General features: G+C 47.2%; 12 protein-coding genes, 2 rRNA genes and 1 pseudogene. 12 read left to right on the top strand and 3 right to left on the bottom strand.

Annotation, left to right across the window (positions count from 1 at the left end; translation table 11 throughout):
* Positions 1 to 26 precede the first annotated feature (26 nt).
* The 5 genes and pseudogenes from proX to emrB all read left to right on the top strand — a co-directional run bounded on the left by proX (position 27) and on the right by emrB (position 6,396).
* Complete coding sequence (gene proX, locus AYY17_RS08570) at positions 27 to 1,025, top strand: glycine betaine/L-proline ABC transporter substrate-binding protein ProX (RefSeq protein WP_067422976.1); 999 nt, start codon at positions 27 to 29, stop codon at positions 1,023 to 1,025.
* Positions 1,026 to 1,178: 153 nt separating this feature from the next.
* Positions 1,179 to 2,413: pseudogene (locus AYY17_RS08565) on the top strand (MFS transporter).
* A gap of 474 nt (positions 2,414 to 2,887) precedes the next feature.
* Entirely contained in the window at positions 2,888 to 3,403 is a 516-nt protein-coding gene (gene mprA / locus AYY17_RS08560) for a transcriptional repressor MprA (RefSeq protein ID WP_067422974.1), read from the top strand.
* Between the two features lie 269 nt (positions 3,404 to 3,672).
* Positions 3,673 to 4,851 carry a multidrug efflux MFS transporter periplasmic adaptor subunit EmrA gene (gene emrA, locus AYY17_RS08555; RefSeq protein ID WP_067422972.1) on the top strand — a complete coding sequence of 393 codons (1,179 nt, stop codon included), beginning with the start codon at positions 3,673 to 3,675 and terminating at the stop codon, positions 4,849 to 4,851.
* Positions 4,852 to 4,863: 12 nt separating this feature from the next.
* Positions 4,864 to 6,396, top strand: a complete 1,533-nt coding sequence (gene emrB, locus AYY17_RS08550) for a multidrug efflux MFS transporter permease subunit EmrB (protein WP_067422971.1) — start codon at positions 4,864 to 4,866, stop codon at positions 6,394 to 6,396.
* Between the two features lie 188 nt (positions 6,397 to 6,584).
* On the opposite strand, the gene AYY17_RS08545 is transcribed toward emrB, so the two are convergent.
* Complete coding sequence (locus AYY17_RS08545; RefSeq protein WP_067400113.1) at positions 6,585 to 7,664, bottom strand: tRNA/rRNA methyltransferase; 1,080 nt, start codon at positions 7,662 to 7,664, stop codon at positions 6,585 to 6,587.
* A 182-nt stretch (positions 7,665 to 7,846) separates the two neighbouring features.
* Here AYY17_RS08545 and AYY17_RS08540 point away from each other — a divergent pair, with 182 nt between their 5' ends.
* From AYY17_RS08540 to AYY17_RS08510, 7 genes are all read left to right on the top strand, one after another.
* Positions 7,847 to 8,551 carry a tRNA-uridine aminocarboxypropyltransferase gene (locus AYY17_RS08540; RefSeq protein ID WP_067422969.1) on the top strand — a complete coding sequence of 235 codons (705 nt, stop codon included), beginning with the start codon at positions 7,847 to 7,849 and terminating at the stop codon, positions 8,549 to 8,551.
* Between the two features lie 36 nt (positions 8,552 to 8,587).
* On the top strand, positions 8,588 to 11,236 hold the full coding sequence (locus tag AYY17_RS08535) for a bifunctional acetate--CoA ligase family protein/GNAT family N-acetyltransferase (protein ID WP_067422968.1): 2,649 nt from the start codon (positions 8,588 to 8,590) through the stop codon (positions 11,234 to 11,236).
* A 379-nt stretch (positions 11,237 to 11,615) separates the two neighbouring features.
* The gene (gene pssA / locus AYY17_RS08530) at positions 11,616 to 12,974 is read left to right on the top strand and encodes a CDP-diacylglycerol--serine O-phosphatidyltransferase (RefSeq protein WP_067422967.1); all 1,359 of its coding nucleotides are present in this window, start codon (positions 11,616 to 11,618) and stop codon (positions 12,972 to 12,974) included.
* 60 nt (positions 12,975 to 13,034) lie between these two features.
* Positions 13,035 to 13,376 (top strand): YfiM family lipoprotein, encoded by a 342-nt coding sequence (locus AYY17_RS08525; protein WP_067422965.1) that lies wholly within the window; start codon positions 13,035 to 13,037, stop codon positions 13,374 to 13,376.
* 477 nt (positions 13,377 to 13,853) lie between these two features.
* Entirely contained in the window at positions 13,854 to 17,147 is a 3,294-nt protein-coding gene (locus tag AYY17_RS08520; RefSeq protein WP_067422963.1) for an autotransporter outer membrane beta-barrel domain-containing protein, read from the top strand.
* Between the two features lie 155 nt (positions 17,148 to 17,302).
* Positions 17,303 to 17,722, top strand: coding sequence for a lysozyme inhibitor LprI family protein (gene umoC / locus AYY17_RS08515; RefSeq protein WP_067422961.1), 420 nt, complete (start codon positions 17,303 to 17,305; stop codon positions 17,720 to 17,722).
* 478 nt (positions 17,723 to 18,200) lie between these two features.
* Positions 18,201 to 21,119 (top strand): autotransporter family protein, encoded by a 2,919-nt coding sequence (locus tag AYY17_RS08510; RefSeq protein ID WP_067422960.1) that lies wholly within the window; start codon positions 18,201 to 18,203, stop codon positions 21,117 to 21,119.
* A 558-nt stretch (positions 21,120 to 21,677) separates the two neighbouring features.
* Here the strand turns inward: AYY17_RS08510 and rrf are convergent.
* Both rrf and AYY17_RS08500 read right to left on the bottom strand, forming a co-directional pair.
* Positions 21,678 to 21,793 (bottom strand): 5S ribosomal RNA (rrf, locus tag AYY17_RS08505).
* Between the two features lie 117 nt (positions 21,794 to 21,910).
* Positions 21,911 to 21,998 (bottom strand): 23S ribosomal RNA (locus AYY17_RS08500); the annotation flags it as partial.

The raw sequence follows: 21,998 nt of genomic DNA, 5'->3' as shown, positions 1-21,998 counted from the left end.
CGGCAGGCACAACAAGAGGGAAAACGATGCGTAAGACAGCAATTATGGCAATCGCCTTATCGGCACTCATTGGTACTCAGGCGCTTGCAGATACTGCAAAGCCCGGCAAAGGGATCAAAGTGCTGCCTGTACAAAGCACCATTACTGAAGAGACATTTCAGACCCTTATCGTCAATAAAGCCCTGGAAGAGCTCGGTTACGATGTACAGCCGATTCAGGAAGTGGATTACAACGTCGCATATGCGTCTATCGCCAACGGCGATGCCACATTTATGGCTGTAAGCTGGGTACCGCTGCATAATTCACAGTACAAAGCCGCCGGTGGTGACGACAAATTCTACCGCAAAGGAGATTATGTCGTGAATGCCGCACAGGGCTATCTTATTGATAAGAAAACCGCTGAAAAATATAACATTACCAATATTGAGCAGTTGAAAGACCCTGAAATCGCCAAACTGTTTGATACCAACGGCAACGGCAAAGCTGACCTGACCGGCTGTAATCCGGGCTGGGGCTGCGAGGCCGCCATTAACAATCACCTGAAAGCATACAAACTGAATAATACGGTTGAACATAATCAGGGGAACTATGCCGCAATGATGGCTGATACCATCACGCGCTATAAAGAAGGCAAGCCTATCCTGTATTACACCTGGACCCCTTACTGGATAAGTGATGAGCTTAAACCGGGTCGTGATGTGGTCTGGTTACAGGTGCCGTTTTCCTCAATGCCGGACGGTGAAAAAATCGATACAAAATTACCCAATGGTAAAAATTACGGTTTCCCGCCAAGCACTATGCACATTGCTGCAAACAAAGCCTGGGCTGATAAAAACCCTGCGGCAGCTGAACTGTTTGCCATCATGAAACTGCCGGTTGCGGCGATCAATGCCCAGAACCTGCGTATGCATGACGGACAAAATTCACAGGCGGATATTGAGCGACATGCAAATGCCTGGATTAAAGCGAATCAGTCCACGTTTGACGGATGGATAAAGCTGGCGCGCCAGGCAGCTGAAAAGTAATCATTTTTTAGTTTTCATACACCACGGTCATGCATTGCATGGCCGTTTTTTTGCTCAATTAAATGTGATTTAACTCACAAAATTAATACTCCTTCCTGCCTGGTTTCTATATAGTAGCGCCCCGAATACCCTTATCACTGTAATCCGGACATAATGAAAAAAAAGACACCTGATGCCGTCCTGACCCCGGGACTTATCTGCCTGATGGCAGTTGCCACCGGTTTATTAGTGGCAAGCAATTACTATTCACAGCCGTTACTCGATACTATCGCCACACAATTCGGCGTCACTGCCGGTATGGCGGGCTTTATTGTCACCGCAGCACAGCTCAGTTATGCCGCCGGTCTGATGTTTATTGTTCCGCTCGGCGATAAATTTGAGCGCCGCAACCTGATTGTCACCCTGACACTGCTTTCAGCAATCGGGCTGCTTATCTCGGCACTGTCACAGACACTCTGGCAATTACTGCTGGGAACGGCACTCGCCGGAATGTTCTCTGTTGTGGCACAAGTGCTTATCCCGCTTGCCGCAACCCTGGCAAAACCGCAGCATCGCGGTAAAGCGTCGGCATTATTATGAGCGGATTGCTGCTCGGGATCCTTCTGGCACGCACAGTCGCCGGTGTTCTGGCAGAATTTGGCGGCTGGCGGACAATTTATTGGGTCGCATCCGGGCTGCTCGTCCTGCTGGCCCTGATCCTCTGGTTCCGTCTGCCGCAATACAAACAGGTGTCTTCCCTGAAATACAGACAGCTGCTGGTATCCATTGTTGTGCTATTTGTCCGCACACCGGTATTGCGGGTTCGTGCGGCGCTCGGGGCAATCGCGTTTGCGGCATTTGGTCTGCTCTGGACCTCTATGGCATTTCTGCTGTCATCTGACCCGTTTAATTACTCAGAAAGTACGATCGGCCTGTTCGGTCTGGCGGGTGCGGCAGGCGCACTGATGGCAGGACAGGCAGGACGCTTTGTGGATAAAGGCAAAGGCCGTCAGACCACCAGCGCGGGTCTGTTACTGCTTCTGCTCTCGTGGATCCCGATTGCCTTTGCCGGGTATTCGGTCGCGGCATTTATTGCCGGTGTGGTTATTCTTGATCTTGCCGTACAGGCAATTCATGTCACCAATCAGAGTACCCTCTACAGAATGATGCCGGAAGCGCGCAGCCGCCTGACCGCCGGTTATATGACCTGTTATTTTTTAGGCGGCGCACTCGGTTCACTACTGTCAGGCTATGCTTACAGTCACTACGGCTGGATGGGGGTCTGTTACAGCGGCGGTGCAGTCAGTGTGACAGGTCTGGTTGTCTGGCTCGCCGGAAAAAAACATGATATTGCTCAGATAACTGACACAGCATGCAGGCAACACACCGCCGACAACTCTTCCCTCTGAAAAAAACACCTTCGGGTGTTTTTTCCACTCAAAAATTGAACGAATATCGAATAATAACCTACCGCATATAGATTATCCCTTCATAAAAAGTTACAAATAACACAGTTAATCAAAGAAAATAATTTTCGACCACGTAAAATAGATACTACAGCGATAATCACTACCATAACGGCAATGTCAGCCATTACATCTTATTCAGTACGATAAAGTGCTAATAAAAATTGACGCCATTTATATCGCGGAAATTACGCATAATTGAGGTTAGTCACTCTGTAGCCACAATGTAAGTGATTTGCTAAAAAATACGTATTTTTTGTAACTGACATTCACAAAATTTATGAATCAGTTATCATTATCAAACGAAACATAGTGATATTAACCTGCTATAATTGTTAAATTAATCTTTTAGCTGACCATTCAGCCGGGTGATAGCTAAGTTATCGTACCAACAGAAACTAATAAGGTATCTCAATAATGGAAAGTTCATTTACACCGACAGAAGAGTTGCTCAACAGCCGTATAGCACAGCAGAAAAGCCTTGGCGCAGACTTACCGTATCAGGAAATTTTACTGACCCGGCTCTCCATGCACGTTCAGAGTAAATTATTAGAAAAACGTAACAGTATGCTGAAATCTCAGGGCATAAACGAAACGTTATTCATGGCGCTGATGATCCTTGATACTAAAGAATCACACAGCATTCAGCCATCCGAACTGAGTGCCGCACTCGGATCTTCCCGTACAAACGCAACCCGTATTGCTGATGAGCTGGAAAAAAATGGCTGGATTGAACGCAAAGAGAGCCACAATGACCGCCGTTGCCTGCACCTGCATCTGACGGAGAAAGGAACCGATTTTCTGCACAGCCTGCTGCCGCCTCAGCATGATGCATTGCGCCATATCTGGTCAGCTCTGGAAGAAGATGAGCAGAAAAGTCTGGAGAAACTGATGCGCAAGTTACTCATCCAGTTGGATAAGAACGATAACTAAATAACCTTTTATTGTTTAAGGTTAATGAATACGAGCTTTTCTCAACACGGATGTGCAAAAAATCCTTTCCTGTTGGCCCGGATCCTTTATTCTTCACAGGCTGACATTTCTGACATCAATTGATGTACCGCCATCAGGGCTTGCGGTTGTCGTATACAACAGTTACGACAACCGCAAGCCTGTTCCTGTTACCGGCTCAATTACCGGATCAGTTACCTGAAATGCCGTAAAAAACACCTTAAAAAAAGAAACATATCCGGAGAAAACTGATGAGTGTCAGTGAGGAAACTCAGGCTACACAACCCCTGGTCCGTAACAAAAAACGACAACGCCGTAATACCCTGATGTTACTGACGTTACTCTTTGTCCTGCTTGGTGCGGCGTATACCGCATATTGGTTTACCGTACTCCGTCATCACGAATCTACCGATAATGCGTATATCACCGGTAATCAGGTGATTGTTATGTCTCAGGTTTCCGGCAGCGTCACCACCGTGAGCGCCGATAATACAGACTATGTCACCGCAGGCTCCCTTCTGGTTCAGCTGGATAAGCGGGATGCAGAACTGGCGCTGGATAAAGCACAAATCGGCCTGGCAAACAGTGTCCGTCAAACCCGCCAGCAGATGGTTAACAGCCGTCAGCTGCAGGCCGGGATTGATGTTCGCCGCTCAGAACTTTCCCGCTTACAAAACGATCTGAAGCGCCGTGAAGTCCTCGGTGCGCAGAATGTAATAGGCAAGGAAGAGCTGCAACACGCCCGTGAATCCGTCGTCAGCGCCAAAGCACAGCTGGATGTCGCCACTGAACTGTTTAATGCCAACAAAGCCTTTATTCTGGACACACCGCTGAATGAACAACCGGCGGTAAAACAGGCAGCCACAGAAGTACGCAATGCCTGGCTGGCACTGGCGCGAACCGATATCCGCAGCCCGGTAGATGGCTATGTTTCCCGCCGCAGTGTGCAGGTCGGTGCGCAAATCAGCCCGTCCACCCCGCTGATGGCTGTTGTTCCGGCAAAAGGAATGTGGATTGATGCCAACTTTAAAGAAACACAGCTCAGTGCCATGCGTATCGGGCAACCGGTAAAAGTAATAACCGATTTCTATGGTGACGATGTTGTCTTTCACGGCACCGTCACCGGGCTGGATATGGGAACCGGCAGCGCCTTTTCACTGCTCCCCGCACAAAATGCCAGCGGTAACTGGATAAAAGTGGTTCAGCGTCTGCCGGTCCGTATTTCACTGGACCCGGCAGAACTGGAGCAATATCCGCTGCGTATCGGACTTTCCGGTGAAGTGACGGTCGACACACAAAATACGCAAGGCCCGGTACTGTCGAAAAATGTACGCACAACACCGGCGTATCATACCAATGCACTGAGCATTGATATGCAGCCTGCGGATCAGATGATCGCTGACATTATTAAACACAATGCCGGTCAGTAAGGAGTCAGGGCTATGCAACTGCCACTGAGCGGAGCAAAACTGGCCTGGATGACGATTGCCCTGTCGCTGGCAACCTTTATGCAGGTACTCGACTCCACCATTGCCAATGTGGCGATCCCGACCATTGCCGGCAACCTGGGTTCATCAAACTCACAGGGCACCTGGGTGATTACCTCTTTTGGTGTAGCAAACGCCATTTCCATTCCTGTCACCGGCTGGCTGGCAAAACGGTTCGGGGAAGTGCGGCTGTTTATGTGGTCGACTGCCCTGTTTGCCATTTCATCCTGGCTGTGCGGGATCTCCAACAGCTTAGGGATGCTGATTTTTTTCCGCGTGATCCAGGGGCTGGTGGCCGGTCCGCTGATCCCGCTGTCGCAAAGTCTGCTGCTGAATAACTATCCCCCGGCAAAACGCACGATGGCGCTGGCTCTCTGGTCAATGACCATTGTGGTCGCGCCTATCTGCGGACCTATTCTCGGTGGCTATATCAGTGACAACTATCACTGGGGCTGGATTTTCTTTATCAACGTGCCCTTTGGTATTGTGATAATGATGCTGACGTCAAAAACACTCAAAGGACGGGAAACAAAAACAGAGATCCGTCCGATTGATACCGTCGGACTGATTTTGCTGGTTCTCGGTATCGGCTGCCTGCAGATTATGCTCGACCAGGGCAAGGAGCTGGATTGGTTTAACTCCACAGAGATTATCGTCCTGACCGTTATTGCCGTTATCGCCATCACCTTCCTGATTGTCTGGGAGCTGACCGATGACCACCCGGTCGTGGATCTGTCACTGTTTAAGAGCCGGAATTTTACCATCGGCTGCCTCAGTCTGAGCCTTGCATACATGCTCTATTTCGGGACAATTGTCCTGTTACCGCAACTATTGCAGGGCGTATTCGGTTATACCGCGACCCAGGCCGGGCTGGCTTCGGCGCCAATCGGGATCCTGCCGTTGCTGATAACCCCGATTATCGGTAAATATGCCCATAAAATTGATTACCGGATCATTGTGACATTCAGCTTTATTATGTATACCGTCTGCTTCTACTGGCGGGCTTATACATTTGAGCCGGGGATGGATTTTGCTGCTGCGGCCTGGCCGCAATTTTTCCAGGGGCTGGCGATTGCCTGTTTCTTTATGCCGCTGACCACCATCACACTTTCCGGGCTGCCGCCGGAAAAAATGGCGTCCGCATCCAGCCTGTCAAACTTCCTGAGAACACTGGCCGGTGCTATCGGAACCTCGATAACCACCACTATGTGGACTCAGCGGGAATCCATGCATCACGCCAATTTTGCAGAGCATATCAACCCGTTTAACCCTGATTCACAGCAGATGTATCACACACTGGGTGAAATGGGGATGACGCAACAGCAATCGTCGGCGTATATCGCAAAAGTCATCACCGACCAGGGGCTGATCATATCGGCTAATGAAATCTTTTGGTTATCCGCCGGAGTATTCCTGGTACTGATGCTGCTGGTCTGGTTCGCCAGGCCGCCTTTCACCGCCGGTGGCGGCGGTGGCGGTGCGCATTAATAACATCTGGTTTAATTACACTTTATAAATAAGGCACTTCGGTGCCTTTTTTATTGTGCATAAAAAACCCGGCCATAGTGACCGGGCTGATAATCCGTAATATACCCTTATTCATTCAAACCGCAGGTTCGTTGGCCGCACTCCGATTGCCGCCTTCCTGCATCTTGAATGACGTTGGGTATATGACATTAACGGACTTTATTTTGCTGCCACCAGCGCGCCAGAATAATACCGGTCGCAACAGAGACGTTCAGGCTTTCCACATTGCCTGTGCCGCCGACAGACAGGCGCATATCGCCGCCTTCCCAGACTGAATCACTCAGACCGTCACTCTCTTCACCCAGAACCAGTACCATTTTTGCAGGCAGGTCGGCTTTCGCCAGATCCGTGCTGCCTTTATGACTGGAAGTGGTAATGATGGCGTATCCGTGCTTGCGGAACGTGTCCAGTGTGCCGGTTAAACCATCCGCATCAATCCCGACCAGATGCTCAGCACCGCCTTCAGCAGTACGGACAGCCGCACCGGACTCCAGCAGTGAAGGATCCTGTAAAATCACACCATTAACACCGAAATGCGCACAGCTGCGCATGATCCCGCCGAGATTATGCGGGTTAGCGACATTTTCCAGCGCCAGAACGCAATCCTGTTCACCCGCGGTTTGCAGATAGGTTTCTGCACTCACACCGCCACGTTTTTTAATCAGGAAGCAAACACCGCCATGGTGTTCAGTGCCGGATGCTTTCGCCAGTTCATCTTCTTCTACCACATGATAGGCTTTACGGTTTGCCGCCATCCATATCAGTGCATCGCGGAAACGCGGTGTAACAGATTGCTCAAACCAGGCACGGACAATGCGCTCAGGACGGCTGCGGAACATCGCCTGGCAGGCATTTTCACCGTAGATACGGGTCTCTTCCTGACGCTGGCGACGCAGCTGAGCCGGGTCTATCTGGCTTTTACCACTGATGCCGCCGTGATCCGGAACCAGTCCCTCTTCACCCTCTTTAGGCTGACGGGAAACCGTTTTCCACGGTGAGCGTTCATCTTCAGAATAGGCGCTCTGCCCTCTGCGATCACCACGATCATTGCGGTCGCCGCGATCATTACGGTCATTGCGATCATTACGCTGACCCCGGTTATTACGATCGCCGCGGTCAGATCCTCTGCCGCCACGCCCGTCAGATTTTTTCTGATTATCCGGTTTGTCCTCACTGCGGACATACATCACTTTAACTTTGCCGTTTTTACCACTATAAGAATCGTTCATGTGCTCTCTCCCACGCCATTCCGGGGGCGAAGATTACCCGATGTCAGCCGGACTTACCAGTTATCATAACCGGCCGCCCCCGCCGGAGGCGCTGAACTCAGGCACCTCCGCGAAAAATCATGCTATTGTGCAGCGATAACAGTACAATGCATACTGTTTTTTGTGAAGACCAGCCGATAAAGATGAAGACCAATTCAGTTCACCAGTTACGTCAGCGCCGCCTGATGCAATCCACCCGCCCGTTCCGCGCCCGGGGATGTCGTGTAACACGTTGTAATGATTGCCTGTTACCGGAAAAAAACTGTTTGTGTGACAGTATAAAAATACAGCCGGCACGCAGTCAGTTCTGTCTGCTGATGTATGATACCGAGCCGCTCAAACCCAGCAATACCGGAAAACTTATTGCCGATATATTGCCCGATACTCAGGCCTTTATGTGGTCACGAACCGAGCCTGATGAGGCGCTGCTGACACTTCTGCGTGACCCGTCCCGCCAGCCGTACCTGATTTTCCCGCAGGCGTATGCCACACCACCGCGCAAGGTATTCACCGGTGTGCCGGAAAATACCAGACCGCCGCTGTTTATTCTGCTCGATGGCACCTGGCCCGAGGCGCGCAAAATGTTCCGCAAAAGTCCGTATCTTAATGATATCCCGCTGTTGTCGATCAATGACATTGCGCAAAAAGATTATCTGCTGCGGGTCGCAGCGCGGGAAGATCAGCACTGTACTGCCGAAGTGGCGGCAGCCGCATTAATGATGGCGGGCGATAGTGCTGCCGGAAAACAGCTGCTGGATCACTTTATCTACTTCCGTTATCAGTATTTGAAGGGCAAGTCACATCTTCCGGTGGCACAAATTGCAGCACAGGAAGATTTTTTAGGCTAAATTAAAGCTCACGGGAACCTGACTGAGGGAAATACCATGAGCCAGCGCGGCCTTGAAGCATTACTCCGGCCTGAATCAATTGCCGTTATCGGCGCGTCTGAAAAACCTCACCGCGCCGGTTCCAGGATGATGAGTAACCTGCTGAAAGGTGGTTTTGCCGGCCCGATCATGCCGGTTACACCATCCCGCGGATCGGTTCAGGGCGTACTTGCGTATGCCTGTGTGTCTGATTTGCCTCTGGTGCCGGATCTGGCGGTTATCTGTACTCATCCCAAACGCAATATTGCCCTGCTCCATGATTTAGGCGCACTGGGGTGCAGTACCGTGATAATTCTCTCCGCTCCTGCCGCACAGACAGAAGAACTGAAACAGACCTGTCAGCATTATAATATCCGCCTGTTAGGGCCGAACAGCCTCGGTGTCCTCGCGCCATGGCAGGGACTGAATGCCAGTTTTTCACCCGTTCCGGTGCTGAAAGGAAAGCTGGCTTTTATCTCACAATCTGCCGCTGTATCAAACACTATTCTGGACTGGGCACAGCAGCGGGCTATCGGCTTTTCTTACTTTATTGCACTCGGGAGCAGTGCAGACATCGATATCGACGATATCCTTGATTTTCTGGCCCGTGACAGCAAAACCAGCGCTATCCTGCTTTATCTTGAACACATTCATGATGCCCGGCGCTTTATGTCTGCCGCCCGCAGTGCATCGCGCAATAAGCCGATACTGGTGGTTAAAAGCGGACGGACACAACGCGCGCAGTTGCTGACAGGTGAAATCCCGAGCCTCGATATTGCTTATGATGCCGCTATTCAGCGCGCAGGTCTGCTGCGGGTGCAGGATACCCACGAGATGTTTTCAGCCGTGGAAACACTCACCTTTATGAAGCCGCTGCGCGGCGAACGCCTGGCAATGATAAGTAACGGCGCCGCCCCTGCAGCCATGGCGCTTGATGAGTTATTCCGCCGTCAGGGGAAAATTGCCGAACTCAGTGATGAAACCCGTAGCGCGCTGACTGCTGTGCTGCCTGATGATTTCGTGATAAACAATCCGTTGGATCTGCGTGATGATGCCACGGTTGATCGCTACATCTCCTCGCTTAACGCCCTGCTTGACAGTCATGATCATGATGCTCTGCTGATCATCCACTCTCCGGCGGCAACCGCGCCGGGTCAGGAGACGGCAGCACGGATTATCAGTGCTATCCGTGAGCACCCGCGCAGCCGCTGGCTGACAATCTTCACTAACTGGTGCGGCGAATTTTCCTCACAAGATGCCCGCCGTCTGTTCAGTGAGGCCGGGATCCCGACCTACCGGACGCCGGAAGGTGCGGTAACCGCCTTTATGCACATGGTGGAGTTCCGCCGCAACCAGAAACAGTTAACAGAAACCCCGGCGCTCTCAGAAGGGCTGATGACCAACCGGCAACAGATACACCTCTGTATTGATAACGCCCTGCGCCAGCAGAAAACGGTACTGGACACTTATGAGGTGGAGCCGCTGCTGAAAGCCTGCGGACTGAATATTCTGCCGACCCGGATTGCCCGTTCACCGGAAGATGCCGTTACCGTTGCCGATACTCTCGGTTACCCTGTTGCGCTGAAACTGCGCTCGCCGGATATTGCGCATAAATCCGAAATTCAGGGCGTGATGCTCTACCTGCGCGATAAACAGGAAGTTGCCGTTTCAGCTGCCGCGATCATTAACCGTGTCACGCAAAATTTCCCTGATGCACAGATAGGCGGGCTGATTGTGCAATCCATGGCAAACCGTGCCGGCGCACAAGAGTTACGGGTCGCCGTTGTACAGGATGCCGTATTCGGTCCGGTGATCATGTTGGGTGATGCCAGCCGGGAGTGGAGTGATGAATCTCCTGCCGCCGCCGCACTGCCGCCGCTGAATATGGCACTGGCGCGCTATCTGGTTATTCAGGCAATCAAAACCCGCAAACTGGCAGGCGGAAGTTCACTCAGCCCGTTGGATATCACAGGGCTGAGCCGCGTTCTGGTTCAGGTTTCCAATCTGATTATTGATTGCCCGCAGATAACAGCGCTGGATCTTCATCCGTTACTGGCATCCGGTCCGGAATTTACCATTCTGGACGCCACCATGACCTTAGCACCCTTTGCCGGTGATGGTGAGCAGCGTCTGGCTATCCGCCCCTATCCGGCCCCGCTGGAAGAGACACTTAAATTAAAAGATGGTGCTGCGGTACTCGTCCGCCCTATTCTGCCGGAAGATGAACCTCTGCTGAAAGCCTTTATTGACCGGGTGACCAAAGAAGATCTTTATTATCGTTATTTCAGTGAAATCAGTGAGTTCACACATGATGATCTCGCTAAAATGACCCAGATCGATTATGACCGCGAGATGGCATTTGTCGCCATCAATACCGGCGGCGATATTATTGGTGTCACCCGCGCGATGTCTGACCCGGATAACAGGGAAGCGGAATTTGCTGTTCTGGTGCGCTCTGATCTGAAAGGGAATACGCTGGGATATCAGTTGATGCGTAAACTGCTCCGCTACACAAAAGCACGCGGGATCCTCCGCCTGACCGCCATCACCATGCCGGAAAACCGGAACATGATCCAACTGGCAAAAAAACTGGGATTTACTGTGGAAACGCAGTTTGAAGACGGAATAGTTAACCTGACCCTGCATCTGACATCCGAAAATACCTGAAATATATACCCGACATCATTCAGGATGCAGGCTTCTCTGCGCCAACAAACCTAAAGTTTTCATGGATAAGCGTATATACCCAACGTCATTCAAGATGCAGGCAGGCGGCAAGAGAAGGTAAACGGGGAGCATACATCAGTATGTGACCCGGTTAGCTGAGCGTAGCCAACGCACCTGCAGTTTGAATGAATAAGGGTATAAAGCCGGACAACGTGATGTGCGGCACAGACTTAGGTATCACTTAAGCGGAAAGTGAATTGCTGCGCACAATCAGACAAACTGATGTTATAATCTTCTGATCTTTCATCTTTTCATTACCGGCACGGCGCAGAGTATTTAGTAACCGCCGCCTATAACTAAAGAGATTATTCGCACTGTGATGTTGTCAAAATTCAAATCCGCGAAACACCAACAGCACCTTGCTCTACTGCCGAAGTTGCCACAGTCAGTGGCTGATGTTGAAACCCTGTTTCACACAAGCGACTTCAGAGGGCGTCTGTTAAAAGAAATCGCCGGTGCAAAGAAATCCATCTATATCCCTGCGTTATACGTCGAACATGATGATGCGGGCCGGGATTTTCTTGATGCACTTTATGCCGCCAAACAGGCTAATCCGGACTTAGATATTAAGGTGTTTGTTGACTGGCACCGCGCACAGCGCGGGCGTATTGGTGCGGCTGCAAATGCCACTAATGCCGACTGGTATCACTCACTGGCAAAAACACACCCTGACCTCCCGGTCCCGATTTTTGGTGTTCCGGTTAATACCCGCGAAGCCCTGGGTGTACTGCATCTGAAAGGCTTTATTATTGATGACACCGTGATTTACAGCGGTGCCAGTGTTAATGACGTTTATCTGTACCGTCATGATAAGTACCGCTATGACCGCTATCACTTCCTGCGCAACCCGGCGCTGGCGGCGACCATGAAGCAGTTTATAGATGAAACACTGCTCCCTGACGCAGCAGTACAAAAGCTGGATACTGAAACCCGTGTGCGGACACCGGAAATTAAAAATCAGATCCGTGAATTCCGTCTGGGACTGCGCCATGCCGCATACCGGCTGACCGCTCCTGCTGCCGGTGCGGAACAACTTGCTGTCACACCGCTGATTGGTCTGGGCAAGAAAAATATGCTCAATAACACCATTGAACATCTGATGTGTGCGACACAGGAAAAATTGGTTATCTGCACACCTTATTTTAATCTGCCGTCAACGCTGGTACGTATTATCAGCCGCCTGTTGCGCGACGGGAAACAGGTCGAAATTATTATCGGTGATAAAACGGCAAACGATTTCTATATCCCGCCGGAAGAGCCGTTTAAAATTATCGGCGGGCTGCCTTACCTGTATGAAATAAATCTGCGCCGCTTTATGCAGCGGTTACAACGGTTTGTTGACAGTCAGCAGCTGACTGTCCGCCTGTGGAAAGACAGCGATAATACTTATCACCTGAAAGGAATGTGGGTGGATAATAACTGGCAACTGATAACCGGAAACAACCTGAACCCGAGAGCCTGGGGATTAGATCTGGAAAATGCGATTTTGATTCATGATCCTAAACAGGAACTGAAATCTCAGCGTCAGGAAGAGCTAACTAATATCCGCACTAACACCATGGTTATCAACAATTTCCGTGATCTCGACAATATCAGTGACTATCCGGTTAAGATCAAAAAACTGTTACGGCGCCTGCGTCGCATCCGGTTGGATCGCCTGATCAGCCGAATTTTATAATATCGTCCAAATCCCGGCGCTGTCCGGGATTTTTTTTGCGGGTATTACAGGGATTTTATCATGCCGCTCAAACGTACTGTCCATACACTCCTCACAGCCGTGCTGTTACTCTCAGGCGGTTGCACCATGCATCTTGCAAATGACAGCTGGACCGGGCGGGATAAAGCGCAGCATTTTGCCTTTTCCGCGGCAGCTGCCATCGCCGGTAATGCTTATGGCGACCATCAGAATTGGTCACACCGGCAAAGTGCGCAATTCGGTATCGGATTCTCTGTGGCATTAGGCGCCGCAAAAGAATTTTATGACAGCCGCCCTGCCGGCACCGGCTGGAGTGTAAAAGATTTTGCATATGATGTTGCCGGCGCTGTGGCCGGTTACAGTTTGTACCAATCGCTGAAATAAAAATCTGATGCACGGGGATAGTTACTTAGCAGGGATACCCGGTCAATTACGAGAACATAATATTTTCATATTAACTTATTTTGTTACACATTAATATCCAATTACACATAAAAATTAAACATTAAAAAAACATATCCATATCGCTATTAAATATCAAAAATAAACAAATCACCCATCCAATATAAATAAAATAAGCCACTCTCATTTAAAAACAAAATAATAATGAGTAAATTATTTTCATTTCCAGTTAAAAATAAAACCTGCATCTATCATCATATTTGTATTAAATGAAAATATAATGTCTAGTTGCAAATACCTAAATTAAAAATAAAAAAGGAAAACTTTCATACCATTACCGGTGGACAATAGGAACTTACTTATTTAGAGAGTAGTAAATAATCCATAATCTCATGATAATAATAAATATTATATTTTCTTCCCTCTCTTTTAAACTTGATTCCGGATATAGGTCAAAATATGAAATTCAAACTATCACCAATTACCGTATTGGTCGTGAGTGCTCTTTCTGTATCTGCTTCTGTGGCAGCAACAAATATTGTTGTTGTCGGTAATAAAATTAATAGCGGAACAGGACCTGTTCAGACTGAATTCAGAGGTGATGAATACAGAAATAATACTGTTGAATATACCGGTTCAATAAAAAACAGCCCGACCACAACCACTTTCACCGGAAAAGAATCTGAAACAGAAAGTGGAAAATATATTACTTACGGAAAAGATAATTTAAATAATAATATCGCTATAGGTGTTAATTACGACTATAAATATTTTTACTCATCAGTCGACGTAAAAGGCCTGGCAATCACTGATTCAAGCGTCCGTATCAATGGCAAGGCTGATAATTTAGCTGTCAGCGGTGACTCTGTTGTCGTTATCACCGGAACGGATGCTTACGACCAATATCGCGGTGCAGACTACGAGAATCCGTCAAATCCTCAATCATCGTTACATCTGACCCGCCATGACTATGAAAATAACCGGAAAGACGTCGCTACAATCAGCACAGCAAACGGAACGTATAACGATGCATCCAAACAGTATCTTGATGGTTCTCACATCGGTGATGTAAAAACAAACAACACAAATGGTTCAGCGCTGACAATTCAGGGAACTGACGTTCAGGATACCCGTTTAGACCCGGCTGATCGCGGTGAATACCTGGTCTCAACCAATGATTCGTTTAACAACCAGGCCAAACAAATTGTTGGCGAAAAGTCACTTTCTCAGAGTGCCGGATTCAGCGGCGGAAGTGAGCAAATACTGAATGGAACAGAAAATCGCAAAGCCATCGCCCTGGATGCGACATTTGCCGGCAACGAAGCAACAAAACAGCGCGCGAAACAAACCATTGGTGACAACGGACTGGCGATTGACTCCACATTTGATTATGCAGAGCAACATATAAACAGCGGCGGTGTTGCCAAAGGCAATACATTCACCAATAAATCCGGCCAATATGTTGCCGGTACCGCAGAAAAAAATACATTAAGCGGTGGTTCAAACCAGTATATCAGCGGTACAGCAACGACCAATAACCTGACTGATTCAAATCAGCACATTGATATTAGCGGTAAAGCTGAAGATAACATCATCAAAAATGGCTATCAGAATGTCAAAGGAACCGCAGTTAATAATAACATCACCAATGGCAGCCAATTTGTCAGCGGTACAGCAACAACAAATACCATTAATAACAAAGACGGCAAACATGGCGTTCAGTTAATCAGTGGTACTGCCATGACCAACACACTGACCAATACGGATCAAAAAGTGACAAAAACCGGCATTGCCGGTATCAAAAACAACATCACTGATGGTAATCAATATGTTGATGGTTTTGCTGAAAATAACACAATTAATAACAGAGCCACTAAACGCGGTGAGCAGATAATCAGTGGTACAGCGAAAAATAACATACTGACCAATACGGATCAGACAGTGACAAAAACAGGCGTTGCCGATGTCAAAAATGACATCACTGATGGTAATCAGTATGTTGATGGTTTTGCTGAAAATAACACAATTAATAATACTGATGCCGCTAAACCGGGTAAGCAAATCATCAATGGCACTGCAACCACTAATATTCTGACCAATGTGAAGCAAGTCATCAAAAATGGCGGGATCGCGACAGATAATACCTTGTCAGGTAATTCACATTTAACCGTTGAAAATGGCGGTGAAGCTAAAAATAATACCCTGAATGACAGTATTGATATGATTGTTGAGGCTAACGGCAAAGCAACCGGTAAAACACAGTTTAACGGTAAAAATAACCTGGATCTGTACGCGGCAACAGTAAATGGTGCATATGTGGAAGATCTCGTGCTGAGCCAGACCAAAGGCAAAAGTACCATTGATATCTTTGAAGGTACAAAAGAGCATGATGCTGTGACAGTCGGCACCTTAAACGGGAAAGGCGGTGTTGCATTTGTACATGCTAAAAACCCTGCCGGTCACACTCAGATGAATATCGATACTCTCGGTAATAATGATCCGACTCAGTATGGCAATACCACCTTAGATTTCACCATGAACAGCAATATTCTCAATGGTAATTCTGATTATATTAATATGGATAATGCGTATGGTCAGCATTATGTCACCATCATAGAGCGGGATACCGGTAAAGAAGCGGTTCTGATGCGCCCTCAGTCCGCTGACTTTGCCTATGTAAATAACTCAGCCGGAAACAGTAATGCTGTTTTTGGCATGAAAGATGCTGATGGCAAAATTCTTGATCTGATGGATGCGGGTACTTATATTCATAATATTCAGACCCGTCAGGGTAACCACAATGACACCACATGGTCATTCACCGCAACAGATCGTCTGACACCAAGTGCGCGTGCAGTTCTTGCATTATCCGGCGCACCACAACTGATGTTTAATAATGAAGTTGATCATATGCGTGCCCGTCTGCAAATGCTGCGCACCAATGATGCTATTCAGAATAGTCTGTGGATGCAGGGTGTCGGCAGCAATACCAAGGTCGATAAAGATCAGATCCGATACAAACTCACTCATGCAGGGCTGGAACTCGGTGCAGATTACCAGTTAGCCTTAAACAGCGACAGCAAACTGGTGCTGGGCGGCTTTACCGGCTTTGATAAAGGGAATGTAAAAAATGATTGGGCCGGCACCAGTGATTTAGACAGCTATACTTTCGGTGCTTATACCACTTATATCAATACCAATGGCTGGTATGCTGACGGCTTACTGAAATATAACCATTTCGACAACAAGCTGCATACCACATCTACCAACGGCTATGACGTGAGCAGTGATAATTACTCCACCTCTGTCTGGGGAATGGCGCTGGAAACAGGCTATACCTTCAGCTTCAGTAACAAAGCATTTATCACACCATACGGCCAGTTAGCCTATAACACCATGGGCAGCAAAAATATCACCCTGAGCAATGAAATGGATGCCGAAATCAAAAATCAGCGTTCATTCACCAGTGAGTTAGGGGTTAACGTCGGTAAAGATTTTGCTTTCAATAACGGGCTGCAATTCTCCCCTTACCTGAAAGCGGCATGGAACCATCAGTATGAAAACGGCAATGAAGTAGAATTCAACCGCTTTAATACTATCGATATGGACTTATCCGGCAGCACAGGTAAATTCGGACTGGGCTTCAATGCACTGTATAACAACGTCAATCTGTATATGGAAGTACAACACATTGCCGGTGATGCGGTTTATTCACCAATTAATGGTCAGGTTGGTATCCGTTATAATTTCTGATAATAAATGATTATCTCTGAAAGCTGCCTTCCGGCAGCTTTTTTTTATGGGCAGAAAAAATATCTGCCTCTGGTGAGAATTTACATTTAAATACGCTGCACATGCTACCCTCCTGCTGAGAATGTCTTTTTACATCATTTTTGTTAAGGATCCGTATGAAATACCTTCGTACCGTTATTATCTCTGGTTTCATCGGCTTAGGTTTTACGTTTTCAGCCGCCTCTGTAGCCGGTGAAAAAACAACAAACCCGCTGGAACAATGCTATGAGTCTATTGGCGATGCCCCGAGGACAGAACTTGCCGGTTGCTTAACAGCAAAATTCAATACTGCAGACACTCAGTTGAAAAGTGTGGTGAAGCAGGAAAAAGATAAATTAGCATCATTGAAATCAGCAGGAAGTAAAAAAGCGATTAATTCACTGAATTCATCACAAACAGCCTTTACCACATTCCGTGATACAGAATGTCAGCGCCGGTATGATGCAGCTCTTGGTGGCAGTGGTGCCGGTGATTTCATGAAAGCGTGTCAGATTGAACTGACCGAATGGCGAATTCAGCAGCTTCAGATTGAATAAATCTTACATCGGGTGAACCGGATATAATTATTCGGTTCACCCTTATTATTTATTGTAACCGTTATCGTATACCCCTACTCCGGTTTATCTCAACACTCTCTGATTTAATCATCTCATTACAGAACATCCGAAATAAAATAAATATAATTAACCATTATGTGATATTTATTTCTGTTTCATAATTTTTAAACATACTCCAGATAAAATAAACATAACCTTTATATATCCAGCTAAGTGAATTTACTTTATGGTATATAATTAACTCATTATAAGTGTAGCCAGAAGTCTCTTTAGTGCTTTTTAAATTCTATCCACCTTTCTTGTATGGATTTATGGACAGCCATAAATATTGGAGAATACCGGTATGAAGAATTTTATTCTAAGACATAGTTTCCTTTCCGCATCTATCATTATTGGATTAGGTATATCAACTCAGACGCATGCTGGCGTCACTGGCATATTTGATGGATTTAATAATATGTTCAGCGGAATGGCACTTGAAGCAAATGGTATTGCCAGCGGCCATGAGCTGTGGGTCGTCAACGACGAACGAAGTGCAGTTGATGAAAATTACGGTTTATTTATCAGTGACAATGGCGGAATCAATCTGGGTGATAACGGTAACCGGGAAGATAAGATCCACTATAATAATATTTTCGCATTCGCATCAAACAACAGTGATACAGCCTCAGTTATATTAGGCTCAGGCAGTAGTACAGCCAGCCCTTATTTTAATGCGGACAGTGTCGGTGTTTATTCAAATCAGCATGGCATACAGGTTAATAACGGAAATCTCACACTAAAAAACAGTCATATTTCCGCACTGGAAAGCGCAATTGTAATAGATAATTCTGCCGGTGGTCAAAGTAAGGTCGACCTTTCCGATATCACTATCAAATATACCCCCGAAGATTTCGATTATATCTTAAAGGAATACGGTTATGATGCACCGCCTGCCGGAGGAACAGAAGGTCGTATTGGTCTTGATATTATCGGAAACAGCAGTGCCGATAAAACAAAACAAACAACTGTTACCGGAAAAAATATAACCATCGACAGCCGCTATCTTGCTTTAGTTATAGGTAAAGGCGCACAAGGTAATTTTGATAATTTAAATATCACCACAACAAAGACGGATCAGCCGACTATCGAAGCATCCGGTGAAAATACAACACTGACAATCTCAGACAGTACTATTAATTCGTCATCAACGGGTGTTGAAGCCATCGGTACCGGTGATTCCGCTAAACAATCCGCAAAAGTAGAACTTAATCATTCAGTGATTAACCGTAATAGCAGCCGGTTTGGTTTACTGGCACGCAAAGGCGGAATAATAGAAGCGAATGATGTCGATATCAATTTAAAAGGCGGACCCAACGGAACGACAGGGTTTAGCTCCAGCGCCGTTGCCGTTCGTGGAGATGGCTCACTTGCTGAACTTAATAATGTCAGAATTAATGATTTCCTTAATAATTCGCCATCCGGGATGATTGGTATTTATGCTGATGGTGGCGCAAAAATCAATGCAGATAATGTTAAATTAACCAGTAATTCAGCCGGGGGCGAAGGGATCAGGCTATATGAAGCAAACACTGTCGTTAATTTAAAAAATAGCCAGTTTGATGTGACTGGTGATAAAGCCTCTGCGGTTGGTATGTTATCAGGTACGCTAAATATTGATAATACCCTCATCAACGCCACTGATTACGTCATCAGTATCGGTAATGCTGAAAATGCTCCCGCGAATAATATCAATATTAAAAATTCAACCCTTGCCACCGATAATATGCTGCTGCGCGGAGGCCCGAATGTGGAAGTAAATTTCACCGCCGATAACAGCCAATTATCCGGACGGATACAATCACAAGGTGGATTTCCGGGCAGCGGTCATTCAAAGATTACACTGACAAATAATACAACCTGGTCATTCGGGGCACTTTCCGCTATGAACGAACTGCACCTCGATAACAGTCTGGTCAGGATGCTGAAACCTGTTAATGATACATTTAACCGGCTGGAAGTTGATTCACTTACCTCAAAAAACGGGGTGATTGAATTATGGACAGTCTTTGCCGGGGATGATTCAAAATCTGATCAGGTATTAGTCAATGAATCAGCTACTGGCCAGACAGGACTACGTTTCCGTAAAGCCGGTGGCGAAGGCGCATTAACAAAAAATGGGATCCTGATTGTTGATGCTGCCGACAACAGCGGTTTCGGCGGTCCGAAAGCAACAACCACAACAGATGCTTTCCATATCGATGGTGGCTCAGATGGCTATCGTCAGGGCTACGGTACTATTGTATCGGGTGCATATGAATACAAATTAACCCGCGGTGCCGATATAAGTAAAAATGAAAGCAATTGGTATCTGACTTCTCTCAAGAAGAAAGATGAAATTGTACCTCCGATTATCCCGCCGAAAGTCATACGTCCGCCGGAGATCAGCATGTACTTTGCCAACGCACAGGCAGCACGGGACATGCAACGCCATAAATGGCAGGACAGAGCAGGCTCCCGTATTAATGCCGATGATACTGATGGTTCACCGGCAGCCTGGGCGCGGATTGTTGCAGATACCAGTTCGTTTAAAGATGAATTCGGGGACAAACGTAAAACAAATACACAGGTGCTGCATTTAGGCAGTGATGTTTACCGCCACAACTTCAGCAATAACAGCCGCATCACATTAGGTGCGATGGCACTCATCGGGAAGGCTTCCAGTAAAATAACCGTAAGCTCACAGGATGCAAAAGGGAACGTCTCCACACGCAACGGAAACGGTGATGTAAACAGTTATAATATAGGAACGTATGCAACCTGGCAGCAATCACCGCAAAGTACGGCCGGTGCGTACGTCGATACCTGGTTACTTCAGGGATGGAACCGTAACGAAGTCAGCGGTAGCGGTCAGGACAAAGATAAATACAATTCCGGCAATCTCTCATTATCTATCGAAGCCGGTTACAGCCAGCCGATTTATGAAGCAGAAAATGTTCGCTGGACAGTGCAGCCGCAAGCTCAGGTTATCTGGTCTAAATCCTCGACCAGCGACTATACCCGTAACGCAAATAAGGACAAAGTGGTCTGGGATGATGAATCACAGTTTACTACCCGGATTGGTGCGCGTCTGGCCGGGGATATCAAAGCTGAATCCGGTGTGATATTCCGTCCATTCACAGAGCTTAATTATCTGCGCTACCCAGACAGCCAGACAATACAGTTTGGCGCTGATCGCGCTAAAGATAAAATGCCGAAATCGGCGGTCGGAATGAGCTTAGGTTTACAGGCAAATATGAATGATAATATTTTAATCCGCGCTGAAATTCAGGGCGAAAAAGGAAATATGGATTACAGTCATGTCGGTGGCCAGCTCGGGATCACCTATAAATGGTAATATGATTACATAATAATATGGCACCTCGGTGCCATATTTTTTATCTTCTCCGCTCAAACATGCAAAGACAGACATATATTTATCCGCATTAAAATACAATCCCCCAGACATTAATAACTGAATATTATGCTTATCCATTAATAAGTTATCTGTTTTTATATCTGTCATTACCCCGTAGATATTTAATTTACTGTCAGTGACATCAAACAGAAACCGTTGTTTTATTTATGGATAGTATCGGGATTTAATACATCAGGTAAGGAAGAGAATAACCGGGAGATATCAGGGATGTGGTGCTTTCTGACACGAATATTTAATTTACCGTCAGAGCCACAAAACAGAAACCGTTGTTTCATTCACGGAAATTTATTCATAAAAGTATCGGGATTTACTGCAACAAGTCAGGATGAGGATAACCGGGAAATATCAGGACGGGTGAAAAATAGTGATAGTGTTGTTTATTCAGGGGTTTTTATAACATTCAGGCGGAGTGTGGATTATTTTTTCGCCCAAACGCAAAAAAGCCACCCAACGGGTGGCTTCTCGGCTTAAATAATAACCTGGCGGTTCCCTACTCTCACATGGGGAGACCCCACACTACCATCGGCGCTACGGCGTTTCACTTCTGAGTTCGGCATGGGGTCAGGTGGGACCACCGCGCTAGTGCCGCCAGGCAAATTCTGTTATCCAAAACAAGCTGTTAATAACCGGTCTTCGCATTTCTGCTCATCACCCGTTATCTGAAAAATTGATTTCTTTAGTCTCTCAACTCAAAACACCTTCGGTGTTGTCAGGTTAAGCCTCTCGGTTCATTAGTACTGGTTAGCTCAATGCATCGCTGCACTTACACACCCAGCCTATCAACGTCTTAGTCTCAAA

This window comes from Morganella psychrotolerans (genome assembly GCF_001676055.1).
GTDB classification, from domain to species: domain Bacteria; phylum Pseudomonadota; class Gammaproteobacteria; order Enterobacterales; family Enterobacteriaceae; genus Morganella; species Morganella psychrotolerans_B.
Note: the sequence above shows the minus strand (reverse complement) of the source record. Positions and strands in the feature narration are given on the sequence as shown.

Coding starts and splice junctions, on each gene's coding strand:
- proX (WP_067422976.1), top strand. CDS start 27: ATGCGTAAGACAGCAATTATGGCAATCGCCTTATCGGCACTCATTGGT.
- mprA (WP_067422974.1), top strand. CDS start 2,888: ATGGAAAGTTCATTTACACCGACAGAAGAGTTGCTCAACAGCCGTATA.
- emrA (WP_067422972.1), top strand. CDS start 3,673: ATGAGTGTCAGTGAGGAAACTCAGGCTACACAACCCCTGGTCCGTAAC.
- emrB (WP_067422971.1), top strand. CDS start 4,864: ATGCAACTGCCACTGAGCGGAGCAAAACTGGCCTGGATGACGATTGCC.
- AYY17_RS08545 (WP_067400113.1), bottom strand. CDS start 7,664: ATGAACGATTCTTATAGTGGTAAAAACGGCAAAGTTAAAGTGATGTAT.
- AYY17_RS08540 (WP_067422969.1), top strand. CDS start 7,847: ATGAAGACCAATTCAGTTCACCAGTTACGTCAGCGCCGCCTGATGCAA.
- AYY17_RS08535 (WP_067422968.1), top strand. CDS start 8,588: ATGAGCCAGCGCGGCCTTGAAGCATTACTCCGGCCTGAATCAATTGCC.
- pssA (WP_067422967.1), top strand. CDS start 11,616: ATGTTGTCAAAATTCAAATCCGCGAAACACCAACAGCACCTTGCTCTA.
- AYY17_RS08525 (WP_067422965.1), top strand. CDS start 13,035: ATGCCGCTCAAACGTACTGTCCATACACTCCTCACAGCCGTGCTGTTA.
- AYY17_RS08520 (WP_067422963.1), top strand. CDS start 13,854: ATGAAATTCAAACTATCACCAATTACCGTATTGGTCGTGAGTGCTCTT.
- umoC (WP_067422961.1), top strand. CDS start 17,303: ATGAAATACCTTCGTACCGTTATTATCTCTGGTTTCATCGGCTTAGGT.
- AYY17_RS08510 (WP_067422960.1), top strand. CDS start 18,201: ATGTTCAGCGGAATGGCACTTGAAGCAAATGGTATTGCCAGCGGCCAT.